Source organism: Belliella filtrata, from assembly GCF_022549775.1.
Taxonomy (GTDB): Bacteria; Bacteroidota; Bacteroidia; order Cytophagales; family Cyclobacteriaceae; genus Belliella; species Belliella filtrata.
In genome coordinates this window covers 19,197-40,586 of sequence record NZ_JAKZGP010000030.1, presented here as the reverse complement: position 1 = coordinate 40,586, position 21,390 = coordinate 19,197, and the positions used below count along the sequence as shown (strand labels likewise).

Genomic DNA, 21,390 nt, shown 5'->3' with positions numbered 1-21,390 from the left:
TGTATATACATTAACTATACTGATAAATAATAGATATTTCTTTGTCTAGGTCAACAACCAAATTTGTAGAGCCTTATGAAACTATTTAGCCAAACAAATACTTTCAATAACCTTATTGTCAAATTGATGCATAATCAAAATACAAATCTCTGATATAAAGTCCTTGATTAAATTTGTTCTCCAAAATTTCAAAAACAAAGTACGAATAGGGTCGTGATATTGGATGAGGCCTTAATAATTTTTTAACCTTGAAGAATGCTAAAGTCAAATATGTATAAAGAAGAAGCCAGTAAATAAAAACTCTGCGAAAAACTTTAAACTCTTCGCGGCTTCACTTTTTTAACCGCAAAGGACGCAAAGGTGTCGCCAAGAACACTAAGAGAATAAAAGGAGTAAGCAAAAAATCCTTTGCGGACCTCTGCGGAAAACTTTAAACTCTTTGCGGTTATATTCCTTTCCCTCGAAGAGTTACTTTTTCAGCTTGTAAACATGGCTTTCTTCACCTCTTTGGAGCCTTAGGTAGTAGAGACCTGGGTGGAGGTTCTTGGTAACGAAATGAAACTCTTGATAGGCTGTATCACCTTCTTTGTAAAAAATGGTCTTACCAAAATAATCCAACAACGTCAAGGAGATATTTCCCAAATCTTTGGTTTGAATAAAAATATCATCAGCAAATGGGTTAGGAAATACCCTCAAGGCAAAATTAGGATCAAAATCAACACGAATCACCTTTGAGTAGTTGGCAGTACCGTCAAGATCAACTTGCTCAAGCCTGTAATAGTTAGCACCGATCAATGGACGATTATCTACAAAAGCATAGTTACTTACCAAATCCGTAAAACCATGTGCTTCTAGGACACCAATATTATTCCAGTTTTCAACCCCCTTGGATCGCTGAACATTAAAGTGGCTACTTTCCCACTCCTTGGCCGTGGCCCACCGAAGCGAAATTTTACTCTCATCAAGCCTACCATTAAAACTTAGCCATTCTACGGGTAGTTTGGAGATTGGCTCCGTGCTGGCATCCGCTGTATTATTGGTATGGTCAGTTTCTGGGATGCCTGAAGTACTCCTTACTTCAACTACGTTCCTGTACTCATCTAAATTTGTATTTGCATCTACATTCAAAATCAGGACACGGAGTGTTAGTTCAACCTCTTCCCAAGGCTCCAAGTCCCCAATATCCCAAATGAGTGGTGATGAACTATGATCAAAAGTGCCTTTACTTACCACATGGCTAACATACTGATAACCATCAGGCAAGTCTTCCTCTAAAATAACTCCAGTAGCTCCGCTGTAACCCCTGTTTTCCACAGTAATGATAAAATCTATTTCATGGCCTACGTCAGGTTTTATGGCATTGGTAGTTTTCCTTGCTATTAGATCATATTGGATTGGTCGAATTCCAAAATTAGCATGTTCAATAGATGAATTATTAACTTGGATATTTTGAATCCTACTGTCAACTACTCCATCACTTCCTTCTCCTTCTCCCAAAAACTCACCTGTTGACTCATAGTAATTTGGCAAAATTAAATCTGGAGCTAGCTGACCAATGGTAGGAAGGCTCGTTGTAATCATTAAGCTAAACGTACCGTTGGGAACTTCATTGATCATGAAAGATCCATCAGGCTGAATTGTCGCAAAACTGACTACATTATTGAGATCATCTAAAAGAACTGCATAAAAACCATCTATGTTTACACCATTACCATTAACTGTATCATCTTCGAGAGCATTGAGATCTTCGAATACATTTCCCGATACAGACAAATAACTAAACCCACTAGTCCTCTCTTCTATCCTGAAAAACGATGCAGTCCATGTGTTTATCGTGATATTATTTGAGAAACCATCATCACCCGTAGCCCACCAAATGTGATCAGGGCTCAACACACCAGTAACATTAACTTCTATTGATTGAGGGCTATCAGGAGGTGTTAAGCCATCTCTTTCTATCAAGGAATCATCCCAAAAAATATAATCTTTTTCATTCTCAACACCAGGTCTAATGTTTAAAACTTCAATACCCAAACATTGCTCTAAATCATAAATTGGAAAATGTACTGGAAAGAAAGAAACTGATGCAACAAAACTCAACTCTCCTCCACTAGGTAATTCTACACCGTTTGCATCTTTACCATCCCAATATATAGAGTAGGCACCTGGCTCCTCAAATATTTGTGATAAAATAACATCCGTACCACTATCAAACTCCCCATTACCATTGATATCTATCAAAATATCTACAATGGCAGGCAAACTTATCTCTAAGTTTACATTAGCCTCTCCACCAGTTTCTGGTGCTGTCTTCTCTCTATAGTTGACAGACAGTTCTGCATCAGGCGGAGTAGTAGTTTTCCAAATACTAGGATCTGGATCATTGATAAAAAGGGGATATTGGGTATTGCTTGATGTATTATCTATCGATCTTCGGTTTTCCTCATAACTTAAGTTATTTCTAGGCCCATCTTGATTAGCAAAAAAATTAGTCCAGCCTCCAGATGAACCAGGAAACTTAATCCTCTTTACAAAATAATCATCAGAATCATTGGTATAAGTATTGTCTATAGGCACATAAAAACCAAAATCTTCATGAAATGAAAATGCATCAGCTTGACCTTTATTTAAAATTGTTAAGCCAGTGGAAGTAGAACTACTCCTAGAGTTTGCAACACTCCAAAATTTACAATAAACTCTTCCTTTATGCTCTAAATAATTCCCTGAACTTCCAGAAGCCACTGTAATGTCCCAAAAATCAATATTAAAACCATAAGTTGATAATTCAACCCAAAATGCCCGGTCAGCTCCAGTATTGTTCGTAAAGCTATGTGCATTGTAACCATGACCAGTCACTTGATAGGGCCCCTCATGCGCACTATTGGCTGTAGCAGGCCTACCAATTTCTTCTGAACCACTTAAGTTATAAGTATTCGAATTTATTTGAGCTCTATTTGACCCAGTACCTAAAGGATAAAGTCCTGTATCGGAAGGGTCATAAAACCATGAAACTGTAGTATTGGAATTAGTACTGTTTCCTCTATGAAAACCATAAAAAACTGTCTCTCCACTTTTAACATAGACATATAACCTATGTTCTGGATTATAGCTATTTGCCGTAGACGGTGTAAACATACAGCCTCTCACCCTATAGCTTGAAACACCAGTGCCTGATGCTGGCACCCACAACATGCTTTGCCTATCTGTAGCAGTCCCCCAATCTCCTGATCCTTCGGCATGGGCTTGGAAATAACTTGAAAAAGTCATAAGCAGCAACAAAAAAAACAAGATCACATAGTAATCTCTGCCAAAGATTTTGTCTCCAGAATTATAGAAAATATCTGCTTTATTCATAGTGCTTCACGAAAGCCAGGAATATTTTTGAAAAGCGAAAACTTGGTGATTTTCAACTCTTTTCATATTGCTTAAAACAAATATCTGATTGAATGAAAAATAAAACAATAGCTTAGTTCACAAAGCGAATTTCAATATTTGAAGTCCATTTATCTGACAACTTCCGATTAACTAATTAATCAGTAAAAAGTAGTGGTATGATTTACAAAAAAAAGAGACTGTCTTTTAACAGCCTCTTTTTGTAATGTTTTAGTGATTTTTGACAATCTTAACCATTCATACTGATCAAGAATTCTACATTGTCTCTAGTCCCTCTCATTCTTTGAAGTAAGAACTCCATAGCCTCTTGAGAATTCATATCAGACATCAGCTTACGCAGTATCCATACGCGTTGCATTTCTTCTTTGTCCATCAATAGATCCTCTCTACGAGTACCTGACCCAGGCACATCGATAGCTGGGTAGATTCTTCTATTAGAAAGTTTCCTATCAAGTGCAAGCTCCATGTTACCAGTACCTTTGAATTCCTCAAAGATTACTTCGTCCATTTTTGAACCTGTCTCTACAAGTGCTGTCGCAATGATAGTAAGTGACCCTCCATTTTCAACATTTCTAGCTGCTCCAAAGAACCTCTTAGGCTTGTGCAATGCATTGGCATCTACACCACCAGAAAGTATTTTTCCTGAAGATGGCACAACAGTATTGTAAGCTCTTGCAAGTCTAGTGATCGAATCTAGTAAGATAACTACATCGTGACCACATTCAACCATTCTTTTGGCTTTTTCCAATACGATTGAAGCAACTTTCACATGGCGATCAGCTTGCTCGTCAAAAGTAGACGAGATCACCTCTGCTTTTACAGACCTTGCCATATCAGTCACCTCTTCTGGTCGCTCATCGATCAATAAGATCATCAAGTGAACTTCTGGATGGTTTTCTGAAATAGCATTTGCTATCTGCTGTAAAAGGACAGTCTTTCCTGTTTTTGGCTGTGCCACAATCATCCCCCTTTGACCTTTACCGATAGGTGCAAATAGGTCCAAAATTCTTGTGGAGTAATTGTCAGACTTGGTGGTAAGGTTCAGACGCTCTTCGGGAAAAAGTGGCGTCAAATATTCAAAAGGAACCCTGTCTCTGATCTCTTCGCTGGTTTTTCCATTGACAGTGATCACTTTGAGTAGTGCAAAATATTTTTCTCCTTCTTTTGGAGGTCTAATGGAACCTTTGATATGATCTCCAGTTTTCAGACCAAAAAGTTTGATTTGAGAAGGCGAAACATAAATATCATCTGGAGAAGCTAGGTAATTGTAATCTAAAGACCTTAGGAAACCATATCCTTCTGTCATGATCTCTAGCACACCTTCATTTTCTATGATGCCTTCAAATTCTTTCGGACTTACATAAGGTTTTCTTTTTCCAGAAACTACCTCAGCGGCAGGAATGTGGGCCTCTTCAGCGTCTCTGATATTCTTTCTCTTTGGAAGCTCTACTTCAGCTTCTTGAGCTGCTTTCGGCTTTTCGATTTCAGATTCTTCTACGACACGTCTTCTAGGACGGATAAATTTCGGCTTTTCTGAATCTGAGGAATCTCCTTGCTTCTTATCTTGATTAGCATCAGGCTTTGATGAAGTTTTCTCTTCCTTTTTAGCCTGCTCTACTTGTCTTTTCTCTTGCGCTGGAGCTGATTTAGCTTTATCACTCCTACTCTCTGCTTTAGGCTCTGGCTTTACCTCAGCTTTCGGGTCAGGCTTGGTTTCAGCTTTCTTCTCAGGCTTAGCTTCTACTTTTACCTCAGAAGATTTCTTTGCCTTTTCCTTTTCTTCCTTTGCTGGCTTACTTTCCTCAGTTACTTCAGTAACGTTTTGTCTTTTGAACTTTGGCTTCGCAGGCTCTTCTTCCTTCGGAGCGCTTGAGGCAGGGGATGATTTCTCTTCAGATTTTGCTTGTTCTATTTCAGCTGTTGCTGGCTTCTTCTTTGGAAGTGCTTTTTCTGGGGTGATCGCTTGCTGATCTAGAATAGCGTAGACTAGATCGTCTTTTTTAAGTGTTTTGAAGTTTTTGACTCCCAACTCCTCTGCGATTTCTTTCAATTCAGAAAGAAGCCTGACTCTTAATTCTTCTATGTTATACATAAAAAGCTTATGAAATTAATAATTTTTTCTAAGATGTGTAATTGATTTACTTGTATTGAGTATTACTGCACTGAATTAAAAATATATTCAGGATAGTATAAAATCCACGGGGAGAGGATTTTGAAATACTGTGACAGCACAATATTACAGCTTACAATCTGAATTAGCAAATTTTTATCCTAATGATCTATTATAAAATCATTTGTCTCAGAACTTTTACCGAATTCCAAGGGCTATGATCTTCCAAATGCAATGAGTAAAACACCAGTAAATGATCTAACAAAGCTTTTCTAACTGTCGAAGGGATCTGCAATTGCACATCAAAAGGATCTTGCAACATTAAGCCTAATGCGTCCATTTCAGCCAAAAGTGTTTGAGGGCTTTTGATCTCATGGGTCAATTCTTCAAAAAATGCTTTCCCATCTTCAGGTGCAAACCCCAGATATTTGGACATCTCTAATAAAAAACAAATCGGAAAATTACTTAGCTTCACTGATTCCTCGTCTAAATGAACCAATGCAGACTCGAGAAAATCAAATAACATCTCATTGTGATAATTCTCATAAATGGATTTATTGATAGCCTCAGCCACGAACATTGCAATTCCAGATTTCATGAAATCAAAAGGGATAGTTCTATATGGAAAAGACAATTTTGCTTCAGAAATCCTATTGAGGCTACTAGACTCTTTGTCATAAAGCACCAAATCTAATAAAGTAAGCGGTTGATAAAGGGCCATTTTATTTTTTGACTTGGCACTTCTAACCCCATTGACAATGTAAGATTTAAGACCTATCTCTCTTGTGAAAATTTTCACAATGATAGATGTCTCCTTATAGCGGATGTAAGAGATTACTATACCTCTGGTCTTTTTTAGCATTACAATATCACAACTTTTCCCATGGCTCGCTCTACCCCATTTTCATCTAAAGCGAAGATCAAATATACACCAGAGATAGGCCTTTTGCCTGAGGCATCCCGAATATTCCAAATAAAACTCCCTCCCGTGACTTGCTGACCATAAACTACCCTACCAGAAGTGGTTGTGATTCGAATTTCAGTAGAGTCAGTTAATCCTTCGGCTGTGAGAAATCCATTAAAATCAGGATACACTGGATTTGGATATACTTTAAGTGTCTCCAGCTCTACCCTAGGGTCAATAATACCAGTCTTGTAGCTAAGCGCACCGTTTGGATTGACAATGAATAACTCCCCAGCTTCTCTTTGGTAGCTTAGGTTACTAATCCTATTTTGTAGCAAAGGACTGTTGAATCTGGTAAAATGAGCTAACATTTCCGAACCTATTTCATTGAAATGAAAAAGACCATTGGATGCAGTCCCAATCCACAAACTTCTATCAGGAGAGGTGACAACAGCGGTTACAGATTCTCCATTGAGTAAAGGCAAGTTGTTGAACAATGGCTGAATGGCGTTGATAGCTGTATTATTTTGGATAACATGGACATTTGGAATATATGCAAGTCCATTGTTACTAGCGATCCATAGCCTAAACTCAGAGTCTAGGGCGATATCTTGTAGATTTGTATTTGGCAAACCTCCCATATTGACTTGTGAGGTAATTATCCTGTTTATTCCCCTAGCTTCATTAAATACAGAAAGTGAAGTGACTCCAATATTATTTGATTGTAAAATGTACAAGTTACCAAGCCTGTCCGTCAGTATCTTATGCGGGAAACCCATGTTAGAAATGGGTACTGGGGTGACTTGATGATCTGTGGTGATTTTGATGAGTCTTGGCTGAATATCTTCTAGACCTATCCATACCTGCCCCAAATGATCAACTTCCATCAGTCTAATATTTGTAGCATCTGAGACCCCAGGAAAAACTAACCTTTCTGCTTGGCCATTTTCTAATAACCAAACACCTGTGCTTCTGGTAGCGATGTAAGTTTTATCTAAAAGGCTATGGATGGCGATAACTCCTTCAAAATCCGGAAACATACTCCAACTCCCCGCTTCCAATTGACTAGATTGTCTTCTTTCAGAAGCATTTAAACCTCCTTGAATTGGACGATAGACAGGAAGTGCGTAGGTATTCTCTCTTGAGGTGACAAATGCCTGAGCCTTGGTGCTTGGGCCATTGGGTGCGTAAGATCCTGACATGTTCGTATCCAATAAACCTTTTCCTTGTTGGAAAACATAATACATTCCATGTGCCAGATGAAAATCCTCAAAATCTTCCCCATATGAAAAAACTTCTTCAAAAGACCCGTTTTGATGGACTTGAAACACACTTCTTCCATATTTGAAAAACAGCAAATCACCCAGCTTTTTGATAAACTGGACTGATCCAAGCGAAAACAACTCTTGCAGACCCTGCTCGTCCAATGTATATAGCTGACCTGATGTAGTCAAAAGCAAAAGTGCTTGACCAAAGTATTCCAATTGCTGAACATTAATTCCTTCAGTAGGCCCTAGAAATTCCCAGTTTCGAAAATCCTTGAGATTAGCCATCTTTAAGCCTTTCAACACCCCAATCTCGCTAGCGATATAAAAAGCATCTTCATCTTCAGTGATGTCAGAAATTTTCAACCTACTTCCAAGTGGCCCTATATTTTGAAAAGCATCTACAAATTGACTGTTCTGGGTATTGACAATAGCAACGCCAAAGTCCGCAGCAATGTAGGTGGCATTCGATAGTACCTTAATGCTGTTGATGGTTTTGGACTGAATTTCAGCATTATCTCTCAAAGTACCTAGGCTTCGAACACTCCTCTCACCTATGATATCTAAAGTACCATCAGGATAAGCAAGTACCAATTTTTTGTTTCTTTCGTCAAAAGCACTTGTTGAAAACCCATTTCCGTACAAACCGTCAGTTTTAGTAAGTGGGTAGCTTTCTCTATCAGATGTAGAAAAATAAAACAAGCCAAATTCACCTTGGTAAAAAATAGTCTGATCACTCCCCGTTAGTCTTCCGCGATCCAAATAAGAGTTATGGATTTTCCAGCTTCCTGTGGTAATTTGTGATTGTGAGCAAGCCGACATACAAACCCAAAAGCAACCCAAGGCTAGAAAAGCCGGCTTTATCGAAGCTGAGTTAAATATTCGGGAAAAATCTGAGAGAGACTTCATGTACTGAGCAAGAACCTTATATTTCTAAATAAATCATTTTTTATCCTCGTAGTAGCATTTCCTACACCTCGCTTCATAACTTTCCTTTTCTCCAAGAACCACCTTCTCTTTAGCATCAGAAAGCCTAAAAGAATAAGATGCTAAGTCACCACACTTCATGCAGATCGCGTGTACCTTGGTTACATATTCCGCTATCGCTAGTAGCTGTGGCATTGGCTCAAAAGCCTTCCCTTCAAAGTCCATGTCTAGACCAGCTAGAATAACTCTCTTGCCAGAATTTGCCAAAATATTAGCTACTTCAATAATCCTGTTGTCAAAGAACTGCACTTCATCTATTCCAACTACATCACAATTCCCAGCTAACAACAATATATCCTCTGCAAATTGAACTGGGGTGGATCGAATCGCATTCTCATTGTGCGAAACGACATCAAAATCATGATACCTTTTGTCTACAGAAGGTTTGAATATCTCAACCTTTTGCTTGGCAATCAGGGCACGATTAAGTCTGCGGATAAGCTCCTCTGTCTTGCCGGAAAACATTGACCCACAGATCACTTCGATGTGCCCCTTCTTATCAGATTTACTTTTGGCTCCTATATATGGCTCTATGAACATTATTTTTCAAATTTACTAAAATTAGTCATACTTGCTCTTGACCTTCATGAGTTGGATTGCTATACCTCTGCTAAGTCATTTGATAAGCAAAACTTTAGAATCATGATTAAAGATGCAAGACACAAGATATAAACGAGAGGTGAGACGCGAGATTCAAGAAGCAACAAAGATAGCTTAACCCAATATTTTTCGCATAGAGAAAGCCCATCTCGCCTGAAATAGGAAATAGTTCATTATTATCTCAAAGCTCTTGATTCTTATTTTTTGTTTTCATGACTCTTGTTTCTTGATTCTTGCCTCTTGTTTATTGCTTCTAAACTCTCGCTTCTATCCTTCCCCATAATCCACATGTGGGAACTTATTGATTTCTGCCACACGAATTTTAAGTGTCCCTGATTTGAGTTGCGTTTGGCAAGTTAACCTTTCATTAGGAGCTAGCCTGCCATTTTCTCTGTAAAACATCTCTCTCTCAGTAGGCTCGCTCAGGTTTTCATTTCCCTCGACAACGATCATTTTACATGATGTGCATCTGCCTTTTTTCCCACAAGCATGCATCCAATCGATGTAGTTTTCATGAATTAATTCTATAACTTTACGATCGCTTTCTAGAGTTTTTATTTCTCGATGATATAGATTCTCTATAATGATTTTCAGCATGGTTTGTGCTTCGACTATTCTAAATTCCCAACTTATGAATGTTAAAATTAACAGCAAATATTTAGAAAACTACGCAATGGAGTTTTCGAAGAAAGTTAGTGAAAAGTATTTTTCTTCAAAAAAGTACATGACTGGATCCGAAATTCTAAGCTTGACACCTAGCAAACAGGTCAATTACTTTGTGATAAAAGCCCTATTTGAGACTTGGCAGATAGAGTTGGAAAAGCTTAAGTCAAGCCCATATTTTGACTACAGAGACAATCATGTGCATCAAGCTTTGCAGGATTTTATGAATGTATTGTCTCGGTCTATCAAAATAGATAGAGAAAATTTTGAGCCTTTACTTATGGAAGCCGTAGCATTTTCGATTGTATTGGCATTAGATCCTATTACATTTTACAAAAGCGAGTTTGAAAAGCTAGAAGGAAACCAAGTAAATCAGTTTTTGAAGGAAAACATGAAATATTTCAAATGGCATGACACTTTGGTAAGTAACCTTGTAGATAGAGCTGGAATGTCTCAAGACACAGCTGCTTACAAGAAAGTATTGTTGAATAATTTTGAAATACAAAAGCATAGCCTCCAAAAACCAGAAGATCTTTTGGATGTATTAAAAGAGGTACTTTACTTAGATTTCGACATCCTTTTTGAGCGTGTAAACCCAAAAGCTGAATCGCAAGAGGTCATAGAAAAACCTGAGGTGGTGGATGAACATGAGCTATCCCACAATGAAACGGTAGGAGTAAAAGAGGAAAAGGAAGAAGACGTCACTAAAGAAGGAATCGAAGAGGATAATTCTAAACCCGAAAAAATCGAAGGCGTAGCAGAAGATCAGCCACTCGTCGAGAGTGCTATTGATTCACAGGCTTTCAAATCTGTCGATCCTAGCAGGGCGATAGATCCACTTCAGACCTGGGCTAGGTTTGAATCAGAACAATACAGCATCATGAAAGGCACCATTCATGAGCTGTCAGAAAGCGTAGGCATCAATCAGCGTTTTATGTTTACCAAAGAGCTTTTTGATGGAAATCCAGACTTGATGAAGCATGCACTAAAGTCTATAGATCAATGTGACAGCTTTATGGAAGCTGTACAACTAATCAATGAGCGATATGTAGGTGAATTGAGTTGGGACAAAAATTCAGAGCCTGTGGATGAGTTTCTTCAGTTGATTTTCAGAAAATTTGATCAAAGGGGTTAATCCCCCTTTTTTTCATCTATTACATTCAGGCAATCAGAACTTAGAAAATTGAACCATTTTGTCACATTCCTCCTAAGCTTTTTCCTTTATGTTTCATATTCCTATCACTTTTAGGAGAGCCGATGATCTGTGAGTTGTAGATGCCCGCATGCCCACTGAACAAGTAAGCAACAACACAAGCTAATCCTATAAAAATACCTGATCCTGCTCCAAACAGCTCAATTCCCATCAATGTACACGCAAGAGGGGTATTGGTCGCTCCAGAGAACACCCCAACAAATCCCATTCCAGCCAATAAGGCAACAGGCAAAGGGATTAGATATGATAAAGCATTGCCTAAAGTGGCTCCAGTAAAGAACAAAGGGGTCACTTCACCACCTTTAAATCCAGCTCCCAAAGTGAGGGAAGTCATTCCGATTTTGGCCAAGAAATCATACCAAGGTAAATCCTCCGAAAAAGCATCCACAATAGTAGGTACCCCGAGTCCTATATACTTTGTAGTTCCCATGGCGAGTACCAACAGAGCCACCATAACTCCCCCCAAAACAGGTCTTAATGGAGGGTACTTGATGATCTTCTTAAAAAAAGCTGCCCAAAAATGGGTTGCTTTGGCAAATAGTCTTCCTGCAAGACCAAAGCAAATCCCTGCAGGGATGATCCATAGCAAAACCTGCATGGACAATTCTGGTACTATTGAGATTTCATAATGCGTATGGTGAACGTCCCAGAAAACCGAACAAGTATAATCAGCTACATAAGCACCGATAAAGGCTGGCAAAATTGATTCGTATCTAATCCTCCCAATCACAAGCCATTCAAGTGCAAAAACAGCTCCTGCTAAAGGTGTCCCAAAGACCGATGAAAAGCCCGCAGCCACACCAATAGTGATCAATATTTTCCGATCATCTTTGGTCAATTTGAGCCACTTTGTAAATTGATCAGCTATGGCTCCTCCCATCTGTACGGCAGTACCCTCCCTACCTGCAGAGCCTCCAAACAAATGAGTAGCCAAGGTTCCAAATAGCACCAATGGTGCCATACGTAAAGGAATTGTCTTCTGAGGATTATAGAATTCTTCAAGTAGCTGATTATTCCCTTTGACCACACTTTCTCCATATTGGTGATACACCCATCCAATCAAAAGCCCACCTAGAGGCAATAAGGCAATGATCCAAACATTAGTCTCTCTATAGTTTGTCATCCAATCCAAAGCTACAAGAAAGAATGCAGATGCCGAACCAGCCAGCAATCCTACCAAGGTGGCCAAAAGCAACCACTTTAAGGTGAAAAAAAGATTTGGAATAAACTCTTCTTTGGAAAAATCCTTGATTTTGGAAAAGGAAACTACCTGCTTCAACATAACTGATAAATTAATTTATTTCAATCGAAATTGAAATTGATGGATAAATAAGTTGAAGTAGGAGTCATCAGCACCAAAAATGGGCGGTTATACGGCGGAACCCCATCGCCTAAGCATGCAAATTTAAACCTTTAGAATATAAATCCAAACCCAAACTCCACCCTATCACCTTCTTGAATAGCTTGAGATCCTGAAGCCAAGTTCTTTCTAAATTGGTAATTGGCCTTGAGCACCAAGTTTTCTTTCAAGTTAAAATTGGTACCCAAAGTCCAAATTCTCAAATTATTATGAATGAAGGACACAGCACCAGGGTTACTAATCGGCAACAACCTCTCATCAAAACGCCTGTGGGTATCCAAGCGCTCAAAGCGCAAAAATACTGGCAATTTAAATTCCTCTGCATTATACAAAAAGCCTTCTCTATGGCCTCTCACAGGCTTAATCAAAGGCAACAAGTCATATCCCAACTCAAAAAGATAACCCATGGTTTGATCTCCAAGAATTTGAGATGTTCCATTTTCATTCAATGTCAATTGAGCGATTTCATCTGTTCCTCCCAGGCTTCCCAAAGTACCCACAGTAACAAACCTCCAAGGGCCACGCTCATATTTTGCATAGCCAGTACCTATACGTACTGGTGCCTGAACTGTCCGCTCTTGGCCATTAGCTATCACGGTCTGCTCTTGTCCTGAGTTTCCAAAAAAGCCAGATAGGCTCAATGTCGTATGCGGGATTCCAGAATAATTAAGCTGAGGTGTGAAAGAAAGGGTCTTAGGCAGCCCAAAAGTAATCACCCTTCCTTGCCTGATCCATGATCCACTAAGGTACTCTGCGGCATTTAGTCCTTGAGATATCCCTAGCGCATAGCTCAAATCACTTGTGAAATTCCCATAAAACATCGCCCCAAACTCAATCCACGTAGTCGGCGTGATCAATCGCTCTACTTCTGACCGATTTACGGAGTAGAACATAACTGGTTCATCGTTATTGTTTACATATCCTATTGGAAGTGGAAAATACCCCACCCTTGCTTTAAGGTAATCTTTCCATAGAAAATCTATAAATGCTTCAAACAAGAACTCTGTATGTCCCTCCCTATTGCCATCGTGAAGGTATTCGATCTGAGCTTCTGAGTTCCATATAATCTTATCTGTAATGCGATATCCAAAAAATGTTGCAAACCTATATAAATTTGTATAGTACAACTCCAAGTCACCCGCATTGGTGTTTTTTGGACCTACGTAATTGACAAAGGAGGCTTCTCCAAACCCTGATATAGAATATCTTTTTTCTGAAAAAAAGATCTTAGAAGCAGCTAAAGCAAGCCCAGGCTGCTGTTGGTAGGTGAGCTTCTCTACTTTAAGACCTTCATTTTTGACACTATCTTGCTGTTCTTGTGACAATGCAGGAAGAATGCTAAATACAATTAAAAAACTGCTGAGTAATAATCTTTTCATTATGAATATAAATAAAATATGTGCAAAAAAACCAATTCCCAGTTTCTTAGAAAAGGAAAAATGGCTAAATTATGAGTTAGAATAAACAAATACCATGCAAAAACTCTTTAACCATAAAGCTAAAGCGTCATGAAAAAAATTTTGATTACTGGAGGATCAGGTCTAATCGGACAGCGAATTACTTTACACTTAGAAAAAAAAGGGCATGAGGTAGCATGGCTGAGCAGGTCACCAAAAGAAAATAAACAAAAATCATTTTTTTGGGACATCGATCAGATGAAGATAGATGCTGAGGCTGTAGAATGGGCAGATACCATCATTCACCTAGCAGGCACTGGTGTGGCAGACAAGCGATGGACTGCTGATAGAAAACAAGACATTCTACAAAGTAGAACCCACTCTACTCAACTGATTAGGCAAGCAATCGAAACAAGCAGTGATAAGCCGAGCGCTTACATTGGAGCAAGTGCTATTGGCTACTATGGATTTGACACTGGTGATCAATTAATGGATGAGTCAAGTTCGTCAGGCAGTGATTTTCTAGCTCAAGTCGTCACTTCATGGGAAGCTGAAAGCAAAAAAATAGAAAACTCAGCGATCAGAACAGTCGTGCTACGAATAGGCATCGTACTAGATAAAAATGGCGGAGCATTAGTGGAAATGCTAAAGCCTCCTGTAGCAGCTCCGCTTGGAAGTGGAAAGCAATGGATGAGCTGGATTCAACTTGAAGACCTCGCAAGGATGTTCGTCTTTGCAGTAGAGAATGAAGAAGTAGAAGGAATATACAATGCCGTAGGTCCAAAACCTAGTACAAACCAGACGCTAACTCAAGAAGCTGCAAAAAAAGTTAACAAAACGTTTGTGAATATTGGTGTGCCAGGCTTTATACTGAAAGTCATGCTTGGTGAAATGGCTCAAATGGTATTGGGTGGAAACAATGTATCTTCTAAAAAAATCGAAGGTGCAGGATTTCAATTCAGGTATCCAGATCTTGATTCGGCACTTGCCAAAACTTACAGTACTGGAGGAGGTGATTAGGGAATCTATTATCTGTATGAAATTCTCCTTCTGGCGTAAAAACGAGAAATCATATTACATTTAATCAAATCAAGAAAAAAAAAGCAGCAATTGAGGCTAATGAGAGTATTTAATATCCCATACAAGCCATCAATTGCTACGTTTTCCTATTTGATGAAGACTCAATGGTTCATAAAAAAGAACTTGAGTTAGCCTTCACTTTTTTTAGTATTCTTCCAACTTTATCTAAATCAGCTTGTGCCTTTTCTACCAAACAGAAACCAAAGTAAGGTTCCTAAAAGTGGCAAAAACAAAACTACAAGAATCCAAACAATTTTGTCATTACCTCCACGAAAATTCCTTGTCAACACATCATAAATGGTGTAGGCATATATCAAAAGACCTACGATTCCTAATCCGAACATAATCTTATCAATTTAAAGGTTTAAAATGTTTTTTCTTCTGCCCTGGTGCCACTAACCAATAAATAACAGCACCTATTGGACTACTAAATAATATTATCAAAACCCAGATCAACTTCATGTTATCCTCAACGAAAGAAGATTGTATAGCATTGATCAAAGTAATAATCCAAAATATCAGGTATACTAAACCAATCATCATACCAAAAATCAACAACAATGGATTTAAACCACCTATCATTAGAAAGCTCATATGCGTAGTTTTTGTTTACGAGATAGATGAAAATATAGAAATGGTGCCAATGGATTTAAAAAAATCAACAACAGCAACCAAAGTAGTTTCGTAGAATTATCTTTAAATTCGCTTTTGAGTAAATCAACCACAGCCCATATCCACAGCGTTGCAAATAAGAAGATGTAAACATGAATCATATTTGGTAAAGACGAAGGAGAAATTAAATCCATCTGTGAGAAAGTTAAGTTCATGAATAATTGGCTAGCGATAAATCTAATATCTCAAAAAAAAATCTACTTTAAAAATAAAATAGCATTAAAACCCTAAAAATCATGATGAAAATTCGCCTTGTCTTGAGTTTTTTCTTATTAAGTAGCACTGCATTTCCTCAGACAGATATTTCATATTTTCTGCCAGAAAACACCCAATACAGCACTTCGATCCCCACGCCAAAAGACGTGTTGGGATTTGAACTAGGTGATTGGCATGTATCGCATGATCAAGTGATACAATATATGAAAGCCTTGGCGCAAGCATCAGACAGGGTGATTATCCAAGAAATCGGAAGGACTTATGAAAAAAGACCTCAGATCAATGTTATCATCAGTAGTCCTGAAAACTTGAAAAATCTTGAAAAGATAAAAGCTGAAAGAAAAAAACTCCGACTAGCAAACCTTAGCATTAATACTGAAAACATGCCGGCAGTTGTTTTTGCTGGATATGGTGTCCATGGTAATGAAGCTTCAACGACCAATTCCTCTTTACTTACAGCCTATCACTATGCCGCTGCACAGGAGGTTAAAACCGACCTTGAACAATTGGTAATTATCATTGATCCTTCTCTGAACCCAGATGGGTACAGCAGGTTTGCCTCATGGATCAATGCTCATAAAAGCTATCATTTCCTAGAAGATCCAGAGCAAAAAGGTCTAAATGAACCATGGCCTAGCGCCAGAACCAACCATTACTGGCAAGACCTCAACAAAGATTGGCTACCCCTAGAGCATGTAGAGTCTCGCAACAGAGTAGCAGTATTCCAAGATTGGCTTCCTAATGTTCAGCTTGATTTTCATGAAATCAGCACAAACATTACTTATTCTTTGAATCAAAACATTCCATTTGTCTATCACCCTCAAATTCCAGAGAAAGCACATGATTTGAAGAAGAAAATCAGAGAGTACAATACCAGCTTGCAAGACAGTATCGGCCTTCAAGGTCATAGCCAAGATTACTTAGATAACTTTTACTATGGCAAAGGGTCAACATATGCTGACATTCAGGGTTCTGTTGGTGTATTTCTAGAGCAGGCTTTTTCAAGAGGACAGCCTCAAGAGCGTGTATTTGGCTCAAGCTCTTTTGAGAATAATATTCGGAACCATTTCGCAACCTCATTATCTTCTATCAAAGCTACAGTAGAGATGAGGAAAGAGCTGAATAGTTACCTCAAGGAGTTCTATGCAGACTCCAAAAAAGAAGCAGATGAAGACACTAACAAAGCCTATATTTTCGGAAGCTCATCAGATGGATACAGTGCCTCAGCGCTGGCTACCATGATTACCCAGCATGGCATTAATGTCTTCGCGCTCAATGAAGACATCATCGTCAACAGTGTCCCTTTTGAAAAGGACAAATCTTTTATTGTACCCCTTACCCAACCTCAATACAGGCTCATCAAAGGGATCTTTGAAGAAAACATAAGCTATCAAGATAGTATTTTCCAAGACATTACCGCCTGGACCATGCCCATGGCATACAACATTAAATCCATGGCACTAAGCAGTCGTATCTTAAATTTGGCCAGTGTGGAACTCATCGACAAAGACCACCCACAAGCTAAGGGTGAACTTATAGGAGATGCTGAAGCACATACGTTTGCCTTCGAATGGAGTGAATACTTAGCGCCAAAGGCTACCTACGAATTGATGCAAAAAAACTATTTGGTCAGCATAAACCATCAAGAGTGGCAAGGCACCAAAGACAAGAGATTTGAAAGGGGATCAATAATCATAAGTAAGGGACTTTCAAATGCTACTTCAGCTTCAATGTATGAAGATCTGCAAGAATTAGCAGAGAAATATGGAATAAATATCTATGCCATTTCTTCTGATACACCTGAAGAGGACAATTCAAGCACTCCAAAAATAGATGTACTTCAAGCACCCAAAGTTGCATTACTGGTAGACGAAGGAATAGAAGGTCAGGAAGCCGGTGAGGTATGGCACCTACTCGATCAGAAACTGGGGATACCACTGACGCTCTTCTCTATACAAAGGCTTGGCTCAGCAGATCTCACACGCTACAACACGATCATCATGCCTAGTGGAAACTATGAAGGCATGAGAAAATCCGCATTGGATGCCCTGAAAAACTGGATCAGTAATGGTGGACTTTTGATCGGAAGAGGTGAAGCACTCACATGGCTCAACCATCATGGACTTGCCACTTATTCATTCAAAGAAATCCCTCCTATAGAAAGTAGTGATACCACAAGTTATGCCGACTACAGCGCAGCAGCTGGAGCACGCATCACTTCTGGTGCAATATTTCACGCTGAACTAGACCTTACCCATCCATTGGCTTACGGGTTTGAGTCGGCTGAACTATATACTTTTAGAGATAACAACATGTTCTTATCTCCTAGTACCAATCCTTTTGCCAACCCTGTAAAATATACAGATAGCTCCCTTGCAAGTGGCTATGTTCATCCTACAAACCTAGACTTGATCAATGAGTCAGCCATAGTTCAGGTAAATACGCTAGGTGAAGGCCGCATCATAGGATTTGTAGACAATCCAAATTTCCGTGGATTCTGGCGTGGCACAAGCAAGCTATTTATCAACGCCTTGTTTTTTGGCCAGACCATTGAGCTGGGGACAGGGAGGTAGAGAATTGGGTGATTTTAACCCCAATAGGGATTAGATTTTAGATTGTAACCCTATAGCTCGGAATTAGATTGTAGTGTTATATTGTTTAGTTATGCTGAGAAGACCTGTCCGGTTTCCCATCAAATAGCGCATATGCATATAATTGCCTTTTCCCTATAAGCAGAACAAACATGGCAGGTCTAAACAAGATTGATTTTAGATTTAGTGGATAGATGAAGATGTTCCGTTTAATGGAGATTAGCTTATCGGTGATTTGGTGAGGGATATCAAAAGGTCATGGACGTGTTAATAAGAAAAAATTAAATAAACTACCCCAAACAACCTCCTACGAAATAAATTATATGGTAACAAAAACAAACAAAGCCCTGAAGATCCTTCAGGGCTTGTTGTTGCAGGGGTCTGCGGATTGTATTTAACCTTTATAATTCACACTCCAATTTTATCATATTCATGTCTCCAAAATACTTTTTGGCTTTTAGCATTAATTTAGCCTGTCGACTTCCTCCGAGCTACCACTTCTATTGGCCACGCGGAAGCTTTCTCCTCTAGCAAACTTGTATCTCAAAGTAAATCTCACGCCTTGATTGCTTCTATATTGTCTGAAAAAGGTGTCTATCTGATCGAATTGCACATCGGCTCTGATCACTTGGGTTCTAAGCAAATCCGTGCCATTTACAGTCAATGAAAGCTTATCCTTCGCAAATGTCTTCGTGATACCTGCATCTATTCCCCCCATGGCTCCGATAGTAGCCTGCCCCCAAAGCATTGGACTCATATACATCCCTATCAGTTCTGCCTTGAATCCTTTTGGCAAGATGAAATTATGCTGCGATCTCGCCATGTATGAAACCTGATCCACGTCCAAGAGTGCATCTCCAATTTGAGACTTCCACTTGGCATAATTTACTTGTACCATGTTGCTGGTATTCCACCATGAAGTGATCTCAATTGGGATAATTCCCCTGAAGTTTACATTTTGAGACCTATCCAAGTTGGCATTGTAGGTCGTGGTCGTTCTGGTCTCAACGTCTTGCTCAAAGATCTGTTGAAACACATCCGTCGTCAATGAATAGCCTAAGCTAAACTGATAGGCTCCTTTGATGATATGGTTCATTTCCAAGTTATGAGCATATTGAGGTCTTAAGTTTGGATTCCCTCTCTCTGTGGTCAATGGGTCAATGTAGAACACAAATGGGTTAAGTAACCTGTAGTTCGGCCTGGTGATCCTTCTATTTGCATTGTACACAATCTGATAGTCCTTGCTTACTTTATGCTGGATAAACATGCTTGGGAACAAATCGAAGTACTGTTGGGCATTCTCTTGGCCAAGGGTGACAGATGTACCTAGGATATCAGAATACTCTCCTCTCAATCCAGCTTGAAAACCTACTTTATCCGAAAATTTACCTTTGTATGAAGCATAAGCTGCAAGTACATTTTCATCATAGATAAACCTATTGCTATTAGGATCTGTAACAAATGGACCTTCTCCCACCGACCTACTCAAATCCAAATTATTGTCAGACTTCACCCAGCTCCCTTTCACACCAGTCTCTAGCACCCTGCCTTTTCCAAATGGCTTGGTGAAATCAACTTTTGCTGTGAAGATATGATAATCCATGTTGTTGATATTCCTGATTCTGTCAAAGTCCGCTTGATCTTCAGCCTCATTGACCCATACGTAGTTACCCAATACTGCTGTTGCATCTGAGTGCATTTTGGTATAATCTATATCGGTTGTGATTTTGGTACCCAAAGTATCAAGAAGGCCAACATAGTGGAGGTTTCCAAACAATCTGTATCTACCATCTTCGCTATCATTAATAGACCTGAGAAAATCTCTGTCCGTAGTACCCGGGTTAGTTACTTGTGTCAAAGCTCGACTTACATCATTTCCTCCTGACTTAGATGCTTGCACACTCATACCTACACTGTGATTTTTATTGATTTCATAGTCTGTACCACCATTGAAGAATAGGTTTCTATTTCTGGTTGTGATTCTACTTTCTTGATCAAAGACTGACATTCCTTCTGGTAACAAAAAGTTTCTTTTTATCTCCAAATCATTGAACACAGCGTACTCATTGTAGTTCAAGCTAGCATTATTGGTCCACTTTCCTTTTTTCACATTTAAAGTCACCCCAGTAGTTGGTGCAAATTGCCCATTGTACAATCCACCCATCTGAACACTTCCAAAAACACCATCAACATTGCCTTTTTTCAACTTAATATTGATTACCCCAGCTGCTCCTTCAGCGTCGAATCGAGAAGTTGGGTTATTGATAATCTCTAAGCTTTTGATATTATCAGCTGGCATGGCTCTTAGAAAATTAGCCAGATCTTCCGCACTCATATAAGAAGGTCTATCATTGATCATCACAGTCACACCTGACCTTCCATTCAAGTTAATGTTGCCATCTTGATCTACATAGATTCCTGGAGATCTTCCAATCACATCAAGGGCTGTATTTCCCTCGGCCATTACAGTACCTTCGATATTCACTGTAGTCTTATCAGGCTCAATGATAACTTCGGGTCTGTTCGCCCTTACGGTCACTTCGCCCAAAGAAGAGACTTCCTCCTCAATGCTCAACGTACCCATGTCCAGTCGATCACCAGCTTTGATTTGAAAGCTTTCAGTCTTCATCGTTTCAAAACCAATGGAAGACACTATCAAGCGTACTTTCCCAAATCGGCTTGTTTCGATTGAGAACTTACCCGCATCATCACTCACCGCACCCGTAATCATGGATTCAGATTCTGCATCTACGAGCATCACATTGGCAAAAGGTAAAACTTCACCTTTCTGATCCTTAACTTGACCGTAGATAAGACCAGTCTCTTTGGCGGCTGCATTGCTTAGTCCCATGAGGAAAAAACAGAAGATTGTAAAAACTTGGATAGTAACTTTCATTGGTGTTCAAATTATGTGTCTGAGTTATTTCTTGTACACTGCC

Annotated in this window: 15 protein-coding genes and 1 riboswitch; of the genes, 3 read left to right on the top strand and 12 right to left on the bottom strand. The window is 39.1% G+C overall.

Annotation, left to right across the window (positions count from 1 at the left end; all coding sequences use genetic code 11):
- Nucleotides 1-468 precede the first annotated feature (468 nt).
- The 6 genes from MM239_RS12170 to MM239_RS12145 all read right to left on the bottom strand — a co-directional run bounded on the left by MM239_RS12170 (nt 469) and on the right by MM239_RS12145 (nt 9,856).
- The gene (locus tag MM239_RS12170) at nt 469-3,354 is read right to left on the bottom strand and encodes a T9SS type A sorting domain-containing protein (RefSeq protein WP_241348517.1); all 2,886 of its coding nucleotides are present in this window, start codon (nt 3,352-3,354) and stop codon (nt 469-471) included.
- A gap of 268 nt (nt 3,355-3,622) precedes the next feature.
- The gene (gene rho, locus MM239_RS12165) at nt 3,623-5,485 is read right to left on the bottom strand and encodes a transcription termination factor Rho (RefSeq protein ID WP_241348516.1); all 1,863 of its coding nucleotides are present in this window, start codon (nt 5,483-5,485) and stop codon (nt 3,623-3,625) included.
- A 190-nt stretch (nt 5,486-5,675) separates the two neighbouring features.
- Entirely contained in the window at nt 5,676-6,365 is a 690-nt protein-coding gene (gene recO, locus MM239_RS12160) for a DNA repair protein RecO (RefSeq protein WP_241348515.1), read from the bottom strand.
- Nucleotides 6,365-8,494: a type IX secretion system anionic LPS delivery protein PorZ gene (gene porZ, locus MM239_RS12155; protein ID WP_449495061.1), complete on the bottom strand. Its 2,130-nt coding sequence runs from the start codon at nt 8,492-8,494 to the stop codon at nt 6,365-6,367. Before porZ ends, recO begins: the two co-directional genes overlap by 1 nt.
- A gap of 120 nt (nt 8,495-8,614) precedes the next feature.
- A complete protein-coding gene (locus MM239_RS12150) occupies nt 8,615-9,199 on the bottom strand; it encodes a thymidine kinase (RefSeq protein ID WP_241348513.1) in 585 nt (194 codons plus the stop codon).
- Between the two features lie 327 nt (nt 9,200-9,526).
- Nucleotides 9,527-9,856, bottom strand: a complete 330-nt coding sequence (locus MM239_RS12145; protein WP_241348512.1) for a 2Fe-2S iron-sulfur cluster-binding protein — start codon at nt 9,854-9,856, stop codon at nt 9,527-9,529.
- A gap of 34 nt (nt 9,857-9,890) precedes the next feature.
- Between MM239_RS12145 and MM239_RS12140 the strand changes: the two genes are divergently transcribed.
- Entirely contained in the window at nt 9,891-11,057 is a 1,167-nt protein-coding gene (locus MM239_RS12140) for a hypothetical protein (protein WP_241348511.1), read from the top strand.
- Between the two features lie 61 nt (nt 11,058-11,118).
- Here MM239_RS12140 and MM239_RS12135 read toward each other — a convergent pair whose 3' ends face one another.
- Both MM239_RS12135 and MM239_RS12130 read right to left on the bottom strand, forming a co-directional pair.
- On the bottom strand, nt 11,119-12,417 hold the full coding sequence (locus MM239_RS12135; RefSeq protein WP_241348510.1) for a voltage-gated chloride channel family protein: 1,299 nt from the start codon (nt 12,415-12,417) through the stop codon (nt 11,119-11,121).
- A gap of 51 nt (nt 12,418-12,468) precedes the next feature.
- Nucleotides 12,469-12,536, bottom strand: a riboswitch (Fluoride riboswitch).
- 12 nt (nt 12,537-12,548) lie between these two features.
- The gene (locus MM239_RS12130; protein ID WP_241348509.1) at nt 12,549-13,874 is read right to left on the bottom strand and encodes a hypothetical protein; all 1,326 of its coding nucleotides are present in this window, start codon (nt 13,872-13,874) and stop codon (nt 12,549-12,551) included.
- Between the two features lie 129 nt (nt 13,875-14,003).
- On the opposite strand from MM239_RS12130, the gene MM239_RS12125 reads away from it, so the two are divergent.
- A complete protein-coding gene (locus MM239_RS12125) occupies nt 14,004-14,912 on the top strand; it encodes a TIGR01777 family oxidoreductase (RefSeq protein WP_241348508.1) in 909 nt (302 codons plus the stop codon).
- A gap of 230 nt (nt 14,913-15,142) precedes the next feature.
- Here MM239_RS12125 and MM239_RS12120 read toward each other — a convergent pair whose 3' ends face one another.
- Genes MM239_RS12120 through MM239_RS12115 form a run of 3 tightly spaced genes read right to left on the bottom strand, consistent with a single transcriptional unit; the run spans nt 15,143 to nt 15,745 of the window.
- The gene (locus tag MM239_RS12120; RefSeq protein ID WP_241297515.1) at nt 15,143-15,316 is read right to left on the bottom strand and encodes a PLDc N-terminal domain-containing protein; all 174 of its coding nucleotides are present in this window, start codon (nt 15,314-15,316) and stop codon (nt 15,143-15,145) included.
- A 7-nt stretch (nt 15,317-15,323) separates the two neighbouring features.
- Nucleotides 15,324-15,512, bottom strand: coding sequence for a PLDc N-terminal domain-containing protein (locus MM239_RS21215; protein WP_394801505.1), 189 nt, complete (start codon nt 15,510-15,512; stop codon nt 15,324-15,326).
- A 50-nt stretch (nt 15,513-15,562) separates the two neighbouring features.
- The gene (locus MM239_RS12115) at nt 15,563-15,745 is read right to left on the bottom strand and encodes a PLDc N-terminal domain-containing protein (RefSeq protein WP_241348528.1); all 183 of its coding nucleotides are present in this window, start codon (nt 15,743-15,745) and stop codon (nt 15,563-15,565) included.
- Nucleotides 15,746-15,880: 135 nt separating this feature from the next.
- Here MM239_RS12115 and MM239_RS12110 point away from each other — a divergent pair, with 135 nt between their 5' ends.
- Entirely contained in the window at nt 15,881-18,433 is a 2,553-nt protein-coding gene (locus MM239_RS12110; RefSeq protein WP_241348507.1) for a M14 family zinc carboxypeptidase, read from the top strand.
- Nucleotides 18,434-18,914: 481 nt separating this feature from the next.
- Here MM239_RS12110 and MM239_RS12105 read toward each other — a convergent pair whose 3' ends face one another.
- On the bottom strand, nt 18,915-21,347 hold the full coding sequence (locus MM239_RS12105; protein ID WP_241348506.1) for an outer membrane beta-barrel family protein: 2,433 nt from the start codon (nt 21,345-21,347) through the stop codon (nt 18,915-18,917).
- Between the last annotated feature and the right edge of the window lie 43 nt (nt 21,348-21,390).